This is a genomic window from Streptomyces sp. Ru72 (assembly GCF_002920635.1).
Taxonomy (GTDB): Bacteria; Actinomycetota; Actinomycetes; order Streptomycetales; family Streptomycetaceae; genus Streptomyces.
The window spans coordinates 1-13,962 of the sequence record NZ_PQSR01000089.1 but is presented as its reverse complement, the minus strand read 5'-3'; the positions used below and the strand labels follow the sequence as shown (position 1 = coordinate 13,962).

At 72.5% G+C, this 13,962-nt stretch carries 14 protein-coding genes; 4 read left to right on the top strand and 10 right to left on the bottom strand.

Annotated elements, in window-relative coordinates; all coding sequences use genetic code 11:
- Positions 1–130: 130 nt before the first annotated feature.
- A complete protein-coding gene (locus C3488_RS30290) occupies positions 131–2,110 on the top strand; it encodes a glycosyltransferase family 39 protein (RefSeq protein ID WP_258053766.1) in 1,980 nt (659 codons plus the stop codon).
- A gap of 290 nt (positions 2,111–2,400) precedes the next feature.
- Here the strand turns inward: C3488_RS30290 and C3488_RS30285 are convergent, their stop codons facing one another.
- Together C3488_RS30285 and C3488_RS30280 are read right to left on the bottom strand one after the other, a co-directional pair.
- Entirely contained in the window at positions 2,401–3,129 is a 729-nt protein-coding gene (locus C3488_RS30285; protein ID WP_103844099.1) for a DUF4232 domain-containing protein, read from the bottom strand.
- A 222-nt stretch (positions 3,130–3,351) separates the two neighbouring features.
- Complete coding sequence (locus tag C3488_RS30280; protein WP_103844081.1) at positions 3,352–4,035, bottom strand: hypothetical protein; 684 nt, start codon at positions 4,033–4,035, stop codon at positions 3,352–3,354.
- Between C3488_RS30280 and C3488_RS30275 the strand changes: the two genes are divergently transcribed.
- Positions 4,009–4,497, top strand: coding sequence for an RNA polymerase sigma factor (locus C3488_RS30275; protein ID WP_103844080.1), 489 nt, complete (start codon positions 4,009–4,011; stop codon positions 4,495–4,497). The two genes, C3488_RS30280 and C3488_RS30275, sit on opposite strands and share 27 nt — an antisense overlap.
- Before the next feature lie 60 nt (positions 4,498–4,557).
- Here the strand turns inward: C3488_RS30275 and C3488_RS30270 are convergent, their stop codons facing one another.
- From C3488_RS30270 to C3488_RS30235, 8 genes are all read right to left on the bottom strand, one after another.
- Positions 4,558–5,526, bottom strand: coding sequence for an aldo/keto reductase (locus C3488_RS30270; protein ID WP_103844079.1), 969 nt, complete (start codon positions 5,524–5,526; stop codon positions 4,558–4,560).
- A gap of 154 nt (positions 5,527–5,680) precedes the next feature.
- Positions 5,681–6,595, bottom strand: a complete 915-nt coding sequence (locus C3488_RS30265; protein WP_103844078.1) for an SDR family oxidoreductase — start codon at positions 6,593–6,595, stop codon at positions 5,681–5,683.
- 104 nt (positions 6,596–6,699) lie between these two features.
- Positions 6,700–7,329: an MBL fold metallo-hydrolase gene (locus tag C3488_RS30260; protein ID WP_103844077.1), complete on the bottom strand. Its 630-nt coding sequence runs from the start codon at positions 7,327–7,329 to the stop codon at positions 6,700–6,702.
- Positions 7,329–8,417, bottom strand: a complete 1,089-nt coding sequence (locus C3488_RS30255; RefSeq protein WP_103844076.1) for an S-(hydroxymethyl)mycothiol dehydrogenase — start codon at positions 8,415–8,417, stop codon at positions 7,329–7,331. Before C3488_RS30255 ends, C3488_RS30260 begins: the two co-directional genes overlap by 1 nt.
- A 292-nt stretch (positions 8,418–8,709) precedes the next feature.
- Complete coding sequence (locus C3488_RS30250; RefSeq protein ID WP_103844075.1) at positions 8,710–9,195, bottom strand: MarR family winged helix-turn-helix transcriptional regulator; 486 nt, start codon at positions 9,193–9,195, stop codon at positions 8,710–8,712.
- A 130-nt stretch (positions 9,196–9,325) separates the two neighbouring features.
- Entirely contained in the window at positions 9,326–10,540 is a 1,215-nt protein-coding gene (locus C3488_RS30245; protein WP_103844074.1) for a cytochrome P450, read from the bottom strand.
- A gap of 181 nt (positions 10,541–10,721) precedes the next feature.
- The gene (locus C3488_RS30240) at positions 10,722–12,179 is read right to left on the bottom strand and encodes an aldehyde dehydrogenase family protein (RefSeq protein ID WP_103844073.1); all 1,458 of its coding nucleotides are present in this window, start codon (positions 12,177–12,179) and stop codon (positions 10,722–10,724) included.
- 122 nt (positions 12,180–12,301) lie between these two features.
- Positions 12,302–12,595, bottom strand: coding sequence for a hypothetical protein (locus C3488_RS30235; protein ID WP_103844072.1), 294 nt, complete (start codon positions 12,593–12,595; stop codon positions 12,302–12,304).
- Between the two features lie 183 nt (positions 12,596–12,778).
- Here C3488_RS30235 and C3488_RS30230 point away from each other — a divergent pair, with 183 nt between their 5' ends.
- Both C3488_RS30230 and nthB read left to right on the top strand, forming a co-directional pair.
- Entirely contained in the window at positions 12,779–13,144 is a 366-nt protein-coding gene (locus tag C3488_RS30230; protein ID WP_103844071.1) for a nuclear transport factor 2 family protein, read from the top strand.
- A gap of 90 nt (positions 13,145–13,234) precedes the next feature.
- The gene (gene nthB, locus C3488_RS30225; RefSeq protein ID WP_103844070.1) at positions 13,235–13,915 is read left to right on the top strand and encodes a nitrile hydratase subunit beta; all 681 of its coding nucleotides are present in this window, start codon (positions 13,235–13,237) and stop codon (positions 13,913–13,915) included.
- Positions 13,916–13,962 lie beyond the last annotated feature (47 nt).

Below are 13,962 nucleotides of genomic sequence, written 5' to 3'. Positions count from 1 at the left end.
GGAGCAGACCACAGCGCGCGACGCGACACCGACGAGGGGTACGGCGGCCGGGACCGCCGCGGCCCGCACGCACGACGGGGAGCCACCTCCCCGAAGGCCACGGCCGCCACGGCCGCGCTACGAACTCCCGGTGCTGGCGGCCATTGCGGCGCTTTCGGCGATTCTCTGCACGTGGGGCATCGACCACAGCGTCTACCACACGTTCTACGCCGCCGCCGTGCGCAGCATGACCGACAACCCGGTGGCGTTCTTCTTCGGTTCGTTCGACCCGGGCAACTCCATCACTCTCGACAAGGAGCCCGGCTTCCTGTGGCCGCAGGCGCTGTCGGCCATGGTCTTCGGCTTCCACCCCTGGGCACTGGTGCTGCCCCAGGCGATCGAGGGCGTGGCCTGCGTCCTCCTCCTGCACCTGCTGGTGCGCCGCTGGGCCGGCGTCCCGGCGGGGCTGCTGGCCGCGGCGTTCCTGACGCTCACCCCGGTGGCCGTGGGGCTGGGCCGGTCGATCGTGGAGGACGCGCCGTTCGTCCTGCTGCTGCTCCTGGCCGCCGAGGCCACCTGGCGGGCCGTCATGCGCGCCCGGCTGCGCACCCTGCTGGCGGCCGGCGTCTGGGTCGGCGTGGCGTTCCAGTGCAAGATGCTGGAGGCCTGGGCGGTGCTGCCGGCCCTGGCCGTCACGTATCTGGTGGCCGCCCCCATCAGCCTGCGGCGCAGGATCGGCCATGTCGCGGTGACCGGCGCGGTCGCCGTGGCGGTGTCGGTCTCCTGGGTTGCCGTGGCGGCCGCCGTCCCCGCTCAGTCGCGTCCCTACATAGACGGCACCACGAACAACTCGGCCCTGGGCATGGTCGTGGGCTACAACTTCCTGACCCGCTTCACCTCGCTGGGTGTGGACGCGGCGGACACGGGCAGCGTCGTCACCGGCGAGACGGGCCCCGACCACGCGGCCACCGACAGCGGCCCGGGTGACGGCGGTTCGGCGAGGGAGGCCGGTCGCACCGGCCGCCTCGCAGGGCGAGCACAGCACAGGGGCCCGGGCATGGGCAACAGCGTGCTCAAGATGTTCAGCCCGGGCCTCGCCACCCAGACGGGCTGGCTGTACCCGCTGGCCGGGTGCGCCCTTGCATGGGGTCTCGCCGCCGCGCGGCGCCGCCGTGTCCCCCGCACCGATCCGGCGCTCGCGGGGTATCTGCTGTGGGGAGTGTGGCTGGCCACCTTCTTCGCCGCGTTCAGCTTCGGCAGCGTCACCGGCCACACGTACTACATGGGCGTCGTCGCCGTGGCCCTCGCGGCGCTGAGCGGTGCGGGCCTGGTGCGGGCCTGGGGGGCGTACGGGGCCGGAAGCCGCCACGCCTGGGGCCTTCCGGCGGTGACCGCCGCGAACGTCCTGTGGGCCGCGGCCCTGACCCTGCACTACCGCCACTTCTTCGGGTGGCCGGCTCCCGCCGCCGTCGGCCTGTGCGTCGTGTCCCTGGTACTCACCGGCGCAGGCCGCGCTCCGCTGGCCCGCCGGCCGCGAACAGCCATGGCCGGCCTGGCGGTCGGCCTCGCCGCCGTGCTCCTGGTACCGGCCGTTTGGTCGGCATCAGCACTGTCCCCGCGCTACAACCAGCCGGGCGGCATGGGCAGGGTGGGGCCCGCCAGCCGCTCGGGGAGCGGCGGACCGACCCGGCTCACGCCGCCGCGCGCACGGCTGCTGGCCTACCTGTCGGCGCACCGGAACGGCGCCAAGTACCTCGTGGCCATGCCGGACTGGGCGGACGCCGCGCCCTACGTCATCGCAGCCGACGCGCCCGTGCTGCCCATGGGCGGCTTCACCGGACAGGTCCCCTACCCCTCCCCCGACGGACTCGGCCGACTCGTCGGCTCCGGCGAACTGCGCTTCGTCGCCCTCCGTGGCACAGGCGCGGCAGCGCGGCAGCTGAAGGCCGATGGCCACGGGGCAAGCGCCCGGCACGAAGCGACGGCCCAGCACACCGGTACCGTCGCGTCGCCCACCACGACCGCGATCACTCGCTGGGTCACCACGCACTGCACGGCGGTGCCGCCGACGGCGTACGGCGGCACGGGCTCCGACCGTCTCCGGCTCTACCGGTGCGGACAACGCCGATGAGGGACCGCTCAGTTCGCGGTCGCCGCGGCTGACGCGGGCGTGCCCGGGAACTCCGCCCGGCCGCCGAGCGGCGACTGTCCTGCGTGAGATGCCGTTCATGTTCCTCGCCGTCTCCTCGTCGTGCGGCTCCGGGCGGAGCCGTCGTGCCGTGTGGTCGACGGGTTCGATGGGCCGGTGCGGCGGAGAAGATCGGGGGGCGAAAGAGGTGTTGCCGTCCTGTGACAACGGTGGCGGTTCCTTGACGAACCCCGCTGCCTGGGAGCGGGCAGCGGGGTCGGAGGCAGGGCGGTTCAGGCTCCGGTGCCGGGCTGGAAGGTCGTCAGGAAGACGGAGGAGGAGGTCCCTGACACGGGCACCGCACCGCCCGACCACGTCACCTTCAAGGTGGCCTTCTCGTCCGGCGGGGTGATCAGGAGGGCCGCGGGTGTGGCCGTGCGGGCGCCGCTGACCTCGGGGTTGGAGAAGGTCAGTCCGGCCCAGGCGCTTCTGCCCGGCGCCAGCGTGACCTTCGTGGGGCTGCCCGGCCTGCGTTTGGGGTCCGGGCCCAGTTGCTTGCCGGAGGCGTCCACGAAGGCGGCGCCCGGGTAGCCGTCGATGGTGCAGGTGCGTCCGGAGCGGTTGGTCAGGACCAGGGGGAAGTTCTCCTGCCCTGCTCCGGGGTTGTTCGCCCCGACGGACGCGCGCAGTTCGGACGTGTGACAACGGCTGCCGCTCGTCGTGCTGCCCCCGGTGGCCGCCGCGGAGGACGCGGGGCGGGTGCCGCCCGATGCCGCGGGGTCGGCGGAGGTGCCGCCCGCACTCGTCGCGGTGCCCCCGCCGGGCGACCGGTCGCCGGAGGCGGGCTGGGCCGTGCCGGGCAGCTTCTGCGGAGCACCCGCGGTGCCGTGGTCGCCTCCGCAGGCGGTGAGCAGCGTCAGGGCGGCGACCGCGCCCAGCGCGGACACCACGCGTCGCGCCGTCAGGAAGGGGGCCGTGCACTCGAGGTCGGGGCCCGATGTGCCGCGCCGGAAGGTCACCATGTCCATTGCTCCTCAGCTCGTGCCGCCCGCGCCGTGCGCGGGCGTTCTCGACGGAGCGAGATGCTCCGTCCTTCTGTCCGATGCCCGCTCGGGCGGAAAAGTTCGCGACGTCCGGCTGTGGCGCGCGGCGTGTACGGGGGCACGGGACGGCGCGTTCCTCAGTGGGCCGGGCGGCGCGTCCCGCCGCGGTCGGGGCGGCCGCCGGTCGTGTCGCGTCGGTCGTCAGCCCGTGACACGCACCGAATCCAGGATCCGGTCGGTCCGGTCGCTGCCGCCGTCCTGGCGCAGCTGGACGTAGACCCGGGGTCCGTCCGCGCCGTCTGCCGGGGCGAGGGCGGCCTCCGTCACGGAGCCCTTGCCTCCGTCGCAGTCGTTCCAGGTGCGTATGCGGCCCTGCCAGACCGTGCCGCGGTAGTCACGGCTGCCCTCGTAGCGGCAGCCGGCGTGGTCCAGTGCGCGCACCTTGGCGGAGGGGTCCCCGTGCTCGCTCAGCCCGATGAACGCCCCGTTCACAGAAGTGCTCAGGTCCTGCCAGCGTGAGAGGTCGTCCGCGACGGCGAGGGCGGGCTCCTGCACGGCCGGCAGGCCCAGTTCCCCGGGGGTTCCAGCCGGCGTCGCGCAACTGTCGGCCCCGGCCGCGGGCACGGCGGCGCGCAGGCGCCCGGTGGAGTCCTGCACGGTCACGTTCGCCGCAGCGGTGTGCCGCAGCAGCAGGGTGGTGGCGGTTCCGGCGGCGCCCGCGACGGCCACCGCGGCCAGGGCGAGGACCGCGCCGCCGCGACGGCGGCGGGGCCGCCGGGGGGCCGGCGCGGACGACGGTCCGGCGAGCCGGTCGAGTTCGTCGGCGAAGGCCTCCGCGGTCGGCCGGCGCCGGTCACGGTGGACGCGCTGCTCCAGCGGATCCAACAGGAGGTGGTGCGGCGCTGCGGGTGCTTCCTGCCGTGCCGGGAGGACGCCGAGGAGGCGGCGCAGGACGTGCTGTTGCAGGTTGCCCGGCGGATCACGACGTTCCAGGGCCGCAGCCGCTTCAGCACCTGGCTGTACACGGTGGTCACCAACTGCGCCCGGCAGAGGTACCGGGAGCTGAAGCGGCGGGCCGCCGAGCAGCCGGCGGCCATCGACGCCGCGCAGCACGTGGATCCGCGCACCACCAGGGTGATCGCCGGGTCCCGCGTGGACCTGCTGGAGGCGCTGGAGCGGCTGGAGCGCGAACACCCGCACCTGGTGGCGCCGCTGGTGTACCGGGACATCTGCCAACTGGAGTACGCGGAGGTCGCCGAACGCGTCGGTGTCCCGCTGGGCACCCTGAAGTCCCGTCTGCATGAGGCGCGCCGGCAGGTCAGGCCGTGGCTGGCCGACTCTCCCTGAACCGCGTCACGAAGGGGCCGGTGCGCGCATCGCGCACCGGCCCCTTGTGGACGGCAGACGTCAGTGGCCGCTGATCGCGTGCGGCGTGTACGGCTCCTGGAGTGCCTGGATCTCCTTGTCGGTGAGCTCGATGTCGACCGCCGCGACGACGTCGTCGATGTGCTGGGGTTTGGTGACGCCGACGATGGGTGCGGCGACGGTGTCCTGGTGCAGCAGCCAGGCCAGGGCGACCTGGGCGCGCGGGATGCCCCGTTCGGAGGCGACCGAGGCCACCGCCTCGACGATCTCCCGGTCGCCCTCCTGGTAGAGCTTCTTGCCGAACTCGTCGGTGCGGCTGCGCTCGCTGGTCTCGTCCCAGTCACGGGCGAGGCGCCCGCGGGCCAGTGGGCTCCAGGGCAGGGTGCCGACGCCCTGGTCCGCGCACAGCGGCAGCATCTCGCGCTCCTCCTCGCGGTAGAGGAGGTTGTAGTGGTTCTGCATGGAGACGAAGCGTGTCCAGCCGTTCAGCCGGGCCGTGTACTGCGCCTTGGAGAACTGCCATGCGTACATCGAACTGGCACCGATGTAGCGGGCCTTGCCCGCCTTGACCACGTCGTGCAGGGCCTCCATCGTCTCCTCGACGGGGGTCGTGGGGTCGAAGCGGTGGATCTGGTAGAGGTCGACGTAGTCGGTGCCGAGGCGGCGCAGGCTGTGGTCGATCTCCGTCATGATGGTCTTGCGGGACAGGCCGCCGCCGTTGGGTCCGGGCCGCATCCGGCCGTGCACCTTGGTCGCCAGGACGATCTCGTCACGCCGGGCGTACTCGGCGAGTGCCCGGCCGACGATCTCCTCGCTGGTGCCGTCCGAGTAGACGTTGGCGGTGTCGAAGAAGGTGATGCCGGCGTCGAGCGCCCGCCGGATCAACGGCCGGGAGGCCTCCTCGTCGAGGGTCCAGGTATGGGTGCCGCGGTCGGGCAGGCCGAAGCTCATACAGCCCAGGCAGATCCGGGACACCTCGAGACCCGTCGAACCGAGCTTCACGTACTGCATGCGACTCCTGCTTTCGTCGTAGCGGGGCGGGGCCGGGCACCGTGGACCGGCCGGAGCCGACCGTCGTCACCCTTGGGGGCGCCGTCGCCCAGGACGACGTGTTCCCTGCCCATCCTGGGCGCCGTTCAGCCCCGCCGCACGGTGGCCGCCGGGGTCAGCGGTATCCCGTCGCGTCCGCCGGCCTGCCGGCGTCCTGCACCTCGACGAGGTAGCGCCAGGCGTCGGGACGGCTGCCGTCCCGGTCGGTGAAGCCGTAGACCTGGGCGAGCCGTCCGCTGGAGAGCGACGCGCCGTTCCAGCGGGAGACGTCCGGGTCGGCGGCCAGCGCGGCGACGGCGCGGCCGACGTAGTACGGGCTCTCGGAGATGCAGAAGTGGGGTTCGCGCGCGAGGGCGTCGCGCCAGTTGTCCTCGGTCACCCCGTACAGCTCGAGCATGAGCTCCGAGCGCAGCCAGCCGGGGGTCAGGGCGAGCGCGGTGGCGCCGCGTGGCCCCAGTTCGTGGCCGAGGGCGAACGCCATGCGCAGCACGGCCGCCTTGGCGATGTCGTAGAAGAAGGAGACCCGGTAGGTGTCGCGGTTGTACTCGGCGGTTCCGTCGGTCATCTCCACGACCAGGCCGCCGGGGGTGCGCAGCAGCAGGGGCAGCGCATGGTGGCTGGTGATGGCATGGGTGTCGAGGGCGAGCCGCAGCAGGTGCAGCCCCTTGTCGAGGTCGTGCTCCCACACCGGGGTGTCCCATTCGAACAGCTTCTCGGCGCCCCAGATGTCGTTCACGAGGATGTCCAGGCGCCCCTGTTCGCGGTCGATGCGGTCCACCAGGGCGCGCACCTGGGCGGGAACGAGGTGGTCGGTGGGTACGGCGATGCCGTGCCCACCGGCCGCGGTCACCAGGTCGGCGGTGTCCTCGATGGTCTCGGGCCGGTCGTACTCGGAGCGCCGCCGGCGGGTGCTGCGCCCGGTGGCGTAGACCGTGGCCCCGGCGGCGCCGAGTTCCACGGCGATGCCCCGCCCCGCGCTCCGCGTCGCCCCGGCGACGAGTGCGACCTTGCCCTGAAGTGGTCCCGGCATACCCGACCTCCGCGTTCGTTGGACCGTTGCGCGTCGACCGTCTCGCGGAAGCCGGACATCTCCTGTCGCCTTTTCACGTGCGGCCTGTTCCGGTTGCCGCCGGCTCAGTGGCCGCGGGCGATCCACTCCTCGAGGTGGGGCGCCTCGTCGCCGATGGTCGTCGCCTCGCCGTGCCCGGTGCGGACCACAGTGTCGGGCGGGAGGGTCAGCAGCCGGTCACGGATCGAGTCGATGATCGTCGGGAAGTGGGACCAGGAGCGTCCGGTCGCGCCGGGGCCGCCCTGGAAGAGGGTGTCGCCGGTGAAGACGGTGCCGAGTCCCGCGTCGTAGAGGCAGACCGCGCCGGGCGCGTGGCCGGGGGTGTGCAGGACGGTCAGGTCGGTGCCGGCCGTCTCGATGACCTGGCCGTCGGCCAGCCAGTGGTCGGGGAGGCGGTCGGGGTGGGTGAGCTTCCACAGCGGCAGGTCGTCGGGGTGGAGCCAGATCTGCGCGCCGGTCCGTTCCGCGAGGGCGGGGGCGGCGTCGATGTGGTCGTTGTGGGCGTGGGTGCACACGATGGCGGTGAGCCGCCGGTCTCCGACGGCCTCGGCGATCGCGTCGGCGTCGTGGGCGGCGTCGATGACGACCGCCTCGTGGTCGTCGCCGACGATCCACACGTTGTTGTCGACGTCCCAGGTGCCGCCGTCCAGGGAGAACGTGCCGGAGGTGACGAGGCGGTCGATGCGGGCGGTCATCACAGCATCACCACCGAGCGCAGCACGTCGCCGTGGTGCATCCGCTCGAAGGCCTTCTCGATCTCGTCGAGGGCGATGGTCTCGGTCACGAACTTCTCCAGTGGCAGTCGTCCCTGCCGGTGCAGGTCGATCAGCATCGGGAAGTCACGGCTGGGCAGACAGTCGCCGTACCAGGAGGACTTCAGGGCGCCGCCGCGTCCGAAGACGTCGAGCAGCGGCAGTTGCAGCTTCATCTCGGGCGTGGGAACGCCCACGAGGACGACGGTGCCGGCCAGGTCGCGGGCGTAGAAGGCCTGCTGGTACGTCTCCGGGCGACCGACCGCCTCGATGACGACATCGGCGCCGAAGCCGCCGGTCAGCTCGCGGATCGCCTCGACGGGGTCGGTCTCCCTGGAGTTGACGGTGTGCGTCGCGCCCAGTTCCCTGGCGGTGGTGAGCTTGCGGTCGTCGATGTCCACGGCGATGATCTTCGCGGCGCCCGCCAGGTACGATCCGGCGATCGCCGCGTCACCGACACCGCCGCAGCCGATGACCGCGACCGAGTCCCCCCGGCCGACGCCTCCGGTGTTGATGGCGGCGCCGATGCCGGCCATCACCCCGCACCCGAGGAGGCCCGCCACGGCCGGCGAGACGGACGGGTCGACTTTCGTGCACTGTCCGGCCGCGACCAGCGTCTTCTCCGCGAAGGCGCCGATACCGAGGGCCGGGGAGAGCTCCTGCCCCGTGGAAGCGAGCGTCATCCTCTGCTCGGCGTTGTGGGTGTCGAAGCAGTACCAGGGGCGGCCGCGCAGACACGCGCGGCACTTCCCGCACACCGCGCGCCAGTTGAGGACGACGAAGTCGCCGGGGGCGACCTCGGTGACGCCGTCGCCTACCGACTCGACGATCCCGGCGGCCTCGTGGCCGAGCAGGAACGGGAAGTCGTCGCTGATGCCGCCCTGCTTGTAGTGCAGGTCGGTGTGGCACACCCCGCACGCCTGGACCTTCACCACCGCCTCACCAGGACCCGGGTCCGGTACGACGATCGTCTCGACCCGCACCGGCTCGTCCTTGCCAGGGGCGATCACGCCGCGTACTTCCTGCGCCATGGTGCTGCTGCCTTCCGTCGGTGGTGCGGGCGTCGTGCGCGCCCGGCGCGGGCCACTGCGGCCCACTCACATGATCCTTGCGCGGAGGGCACGTCTTCCGCACGTGTTCCGCGCGGCGGAAGTCAGATCGACCGGGCGGCGGACCCTCGGAGCGGGTGACGCCCGCGGGGACACGGCCGACGGCCCCAGTAGGCGAACACCCCCACGCCACCAGGGACGCCGTGAGCATCGCCGAGACGGAGCCGAACCGGCCGTGCCCCGGTCCCTCGCCACCGCCGGCCGACGCGGCGGGTCAGGAGGACGAGGGGCGCGCGGTCTCGACGATCTCCTGGAAGGCCTCGTCGTCGACGGCGGCGGCCAGGAAGTCGTCGACCATGCGGTGGAACAGGGTGGCCAGCTGCCTCAGGTCGTCGGGCGACCACGCGGCGAGGGCCGCCTGCATGCCCCGGACGCCCGCGGCGCGGATACGGTCGATGGCCTCCCGGCCTCGTGGCGTGAGCTCGATGCGCTGGGCGCGGCGGTCGTCGGGGTCGGGCGCCCGCCTGACGTAGCCGGTCTTCTGCAGGTGCTGCACCTGCCGGGTCACGTGGGAGGCCTCGACTCCGAGCCGGTTGGCCAGCTCCCCCGGGCGCAGGGGCTCGGAGTCGGCGATCTGCCGCAGCAGCGCGACTGCCGCGCGGTCGAGGGGCACACCGGCCAGGGCCATCAGACGGTCGTGCTGCCGGGCGCGCGTGCTCAGGTAGGTGATGCGGTTGAGCGCGCGCTCGATCTCGATCACTTCCGGGGAGGTGGGGAGGAGGGGGGCTGGGAAGGGGACATACCGAGGAGTCTAGCCTATCGTTGCCTAACTCAAGTAATTTCCCGCGCCGGGCCTTCCGTGCTCCCCCACACCGCCCTGCGGGCCATGGTCACCACCGTACGGGCACTTCGCTCAGCCCTCCGACGACCAGTCCCTCGAGCCGTCGCAGGTCCTCGGCCGGAACGGCGAGGTCCAGACTGGGAAGCCTGCGCAGCAGCACGTCGAGGACGGCCTGCAGTTCGGTGCGGGCCAGGCCCTGCCCCAGGCAGGAGTGCGCTCCGACGCCGAAGGCCAGATGCGGGTTGGGGCTGCGGTCGAGCGCCATCTCACCGGCGTCCTCGAAGGCGGTTTCGTCCCGGTTGGCCGCGGCCATGCTGCACATCACGGTCGTGCCGCGCGGCAGGAGGGTGCCGCCGACCTCGACCTCCTCGCCGATGTAGCGCGGCAGGCCGATCCCGGCGTTGGCGTCGAACCGCAGCGCCTCCTCCACCGCGGAGCGCACCAGCGAGCGGTCTGTCAGCAGCCGCTCCCAGCGGCTCCGGTCGGACAGCAGCAGGGCCACCATCTTCCCGATCATGTTGGCGGTGGTCTCGTGCCCGGCGACCAGCAGGCCCCTGCCGGTGGCGACCAGTTCGCGGTCGGACAACCGGTAGCCGTCGGGTCCGGTGGAGACGATCAGTTCGCCGAGCAGGTCGTCCCCGGGCGCGGCCCGCTCGGCGGCGAGGTGCTCGGTCATGTAGGCGTTGAACTCGGCCTCCGCCTCGTCGACCTCCTCCTGGGTGTAGCGGGTGAGGTTGAGCAGGGCATCGGACCAGTACGAGAACCGGTCCCGGTCCGAGTCCGGGACGCCGAGCAGGTCGCAGATCACCCACACCGGCAGCGGGAAGGCGAGGCTCGCCCTGAGGTCCGCGGGCTGTCCGCGCTCGACCATGGCGTCGACAAGCCGTCCGGCCATCGCCTCGATGCCCGGACGCAGTGCGGCCATGCGCTTGGCGGTGAACCACTTGGTCACCATCCGGCGCCAGCGCCGGTGCGCCTCGCCGCTCTGCGGGATCGCCAGTGCCATCTCGTTGCTGAACACGCCGCCCGACCTGGTGGCCGTGATCCGGGCCGCGTCGTCCGCGTCCAGTCGGCGGCTGAACCGCTCGTCGGACAGGATCTGTTTGACGTCCTCGTACCGGGTCAGCAGCGATGCCTCGTCGCCACTGGGCAGCGTCACCCGGGCGACGGGACACTCACGCCGCAGCACGGCCCATTCGGCGGGCGGTTCCAGCGCGCTGTCGCTCGGCAGCGGGTAGCTCAGCGGCTCCCGGGGAACGGTCACGGCTGCTCCTTCGATCCGGTGACCTCCGCGCCGTCAGGCAATCCCAGGCACGGAGTTCAGTCAAGCGACTGCCTTGAAAGCCGCGGAGAACAAGCCCGGGATTCAGCCGTTCACCCGAGGGCGCGGGCCCGCCCCGGCGCGCAGGGCGGGCCGGGGCGGGCAGAGGCGACGGTGAGCGCGGTCAGAAGGGGTAGTGGGCGTGCTGCGTGGCGATGGTGACCCAGCGGGTGTTGGAGAACGCCTCGATGCCCCAGCGTCCGCCGAAGCGGCCGTAACCGGAGGCCTTTACCCCGCCGAAGGGCGCGTGCGGTTCGTCGGCCACCGACTGGTCGTTGATGTGGACGATCCCGGTGCGCACCCGGCGTGCGACGGCCAGTCCGTGGGTGGCGTTCTCGGTGATGATGCCGCAGGTCAGCCCGTTCTCGGTGTCGTTGGCGAGGTCGGCCGCGGTGTCGTCGTCGGCGAATGTCTGCAGCACACACACCGGGCCGAACGACTCGGCGTGGTACAGCTCCGCATCCTTCGCCACACCGGTGAGGACGGTCGCCGGGTGCACCGCGCCCTCGGGCTCCCCTCCGACGAGGACCTTCGCTCCCTTGGCCACCGCGTCCCGCACCAGGCCGGCCACCCGCTGCGCGGCCGACGGACTGACCAGCGGCCCGACCACGGTCTGCGGATGCGCCGGATCTCCTGCCCGCAGCGAGGCCGCCTTGGCGGTGAACTTCTCCGTGAACTCCTCGGCGACGGACTCGTGGACGAGGATCCGGTCGCCGGACATGCAGATCTGCCCGGCGTTCATGAACACGCTGAAGGCGACCGCGTCGACGGCGTAGTCCACGTCGGCGTCGTCCAGCACGATGACCGCGTTCTTGCCGCCCAGTTCGAGGACGGAGGGCTTGAGGTGACGCGCGGCCAGTTCACCGATGATCCGGCCCACGCCCGTCGAGCCGGTGAAGTTGACCGCCCGCACCCGCTCGTCGCTGATCAGTGCCTCGGCGATCTCGGCCGCGTCCTCGCGGTCGTTGGTGACCACGTTCAGAACGCCGTCCGGCAGCCCGGCCTCGCGCAGCACGTCCGCGACCAGCAGCCCACAGGCGATCGGCGCGTCCTCACTGGGCTTGACGACCACCGTGTTGCCCGCGGCGAGCGGCGCCGCAACGGCCCGTACGCCGAGGATGACCGGGGCGTTCCACGGCGCGAACGCGGCCACCACGCCCAGCGGTTCGCGCACGGCGAGTCCGAGCGCACCCGCCTCCTGAGCGCTGAGGACCTCACCGCGCGGGGCGGTGATCGCGGCTGCCGCCTCGCGCAGGATGTTCGCGGCCAGGGCCACGTTGAAGTAGGCCCACGGCCGGGTGCCTCCCGCCTCGTGCGCCATGATCTCGGCCACCTGTTCACCACGGGCGTCCAGCAGATCGGCCGCCTTGAGGAAGATCGCGCGACGGGCGAAGGGTGCGAGGGCCGCCCAGGCGGGGAAGGCCGCGTCCGCCGCGTCCACCGCGCGTCGGACGTCCTCCGGCCCGGCGGCCGCCACGGTGGCGTACACATCACCGGTGTAGGGGTTGACGTCGACCGTGGTGCGGCCAGACGCGGCGGGCACGTCCTTGCCGCCGATGAACAGTTCGCGGGAGACGGGCACGACGGTTTCCTCTGTTCGCGTAGTGAAAGCCTATTCACTGATCACCGCGATGCTCCGGCGGGCCCCGGGGAATGTCAAGGCCCCCGGCCGTCGACGACCGGGGGCCTTGCGCAGTCGCCGCGCTACTGGACGGCCGGGAGCAGCCCCGTGACGGGGGCGGCCAGATCGGTGGCCTGGTGGAGCTGGTTGATGTCGCGCAGGTGGTTCATGCCCGCCAGTTGGCCGGACAGCCGCGGAATCTCGTTCCGGTGCTCCGCGGGGACCCCGCTGCGGGCCAGTGAGTCGAGCATGGTGACCGGGTTGAGCCTGCCGGCGTCCGTGGTGCCTGCGGTCGCCGCGGTGGCCGGCGGCGCGCCGAGACCGGCTGCGCCCACGGCGAGACCGACCGCGGCGACGATGCGTCGTGTTGAGAACATGCTTTCAGCAACGGCACCCCGCGGCTCGCGGTCACGGGCCCCCGGCGCCGCTCACCCGAGAGGCGCACCGGCCCCGGCGCGTTTGCCTGTGCCGCGCGCCGGGGGGAGGCTCGAAGCAGAGGCCCTCAAGCGGCCCGCCGCTCGCCGGGCCGCGGCCTTCCAAGGAGGTCGAAGGAGGTCACCATGGGCACCGCGGCAGGCGCCGGCTTCGACACGGAGGCTCTGCGCCGGGGCATCGAAGGAGAAGACACGACGGCTCTGCTGTCGCTGTACGCGGACGACGCGGAGATACGCGTCGTCGACCGCAACACCCAGCCCAGCCACCCCAAGGTCCTGCACGGCCGGGACCAGATCAGCGAGATGCTCAGCGACGTCTACAGCCGGGACATGACCCACCACCTGGACCAGTGCGTCGTCCAGGGCGACCATGTCGCGTTCACCGAGTCCTGCGAGTACCCGGACGGCGTGCGGGTGCTGGCCAGTTCGATGGCGTCGCTGCGGAACGGCAGGATCACCGAGCAGGTTCTCCTCCAGGCCTGGGACGAGTAGGCGGATCACGGCCACCTGTGGCCGCGCGGCGGCGGAGCGCGACGAGGACCCGCTGGTCCTTGCCGCGCCGGACATGCGAGAGGTGATGCCATGGATGGTGTCGCGGACATGGGCGGTACCTCCGGCTGGGGCCCGGCTCACCCGCCGAGGCAGGATGAACCGGTCTTCGAGGAGCCCTGGCAGGGCAGGGCCTTCGCGTTGGCGCTCGTCTCCAGCCGCATCGCGTGCGGCGGCTACAACCCGGACGCCTTCCGGCACGCGCACGAGCGCCTGGACCGAGCCGCCTACCTGGACGAGGGCTACTTCGGGCGCTGGCTCAACGGCGCGGAGCTGATGCTCACCGAGAGCGCCACCCTGGCCGCGGGCGCGATCGACGCCCGCGCCCGCAACCTGCGCGGCGAACAGGTGGAGGAGCCACCGGTCCCCGCCCCTCGACCCGACTACAGGCCGACCGCCGCGCCGGTCGGCGCGGGCTCGCTGCGCTCCGTGGACACCGCGCCGGCCTTCGCCGTCGGCGAGCGTGTGCGCGCCAAGGACATGTCACCGCCCGGGCACACCAGACTCGCGCGCTATCTGCGGGGCCACACCGGAGTCGTCGAGCGCATTCAGCCCGCTTCCGTGCTGCCGGACACCAACGCCCACTTCCAGGGCGAGAACCCCCAGCACGTCTACTCGGTGCGATTCGACGCGCGCGAGCTGTGGGGCGAGGACGCAGAGCCCTTCGCACTCACCGCAGAGCTGTTCGAGAGCTACCTGGAGACAACCTCATGACCGCCACCGGCGGAACGGGCGAGCGCCTGCCCGCGTCCCTGCGCACC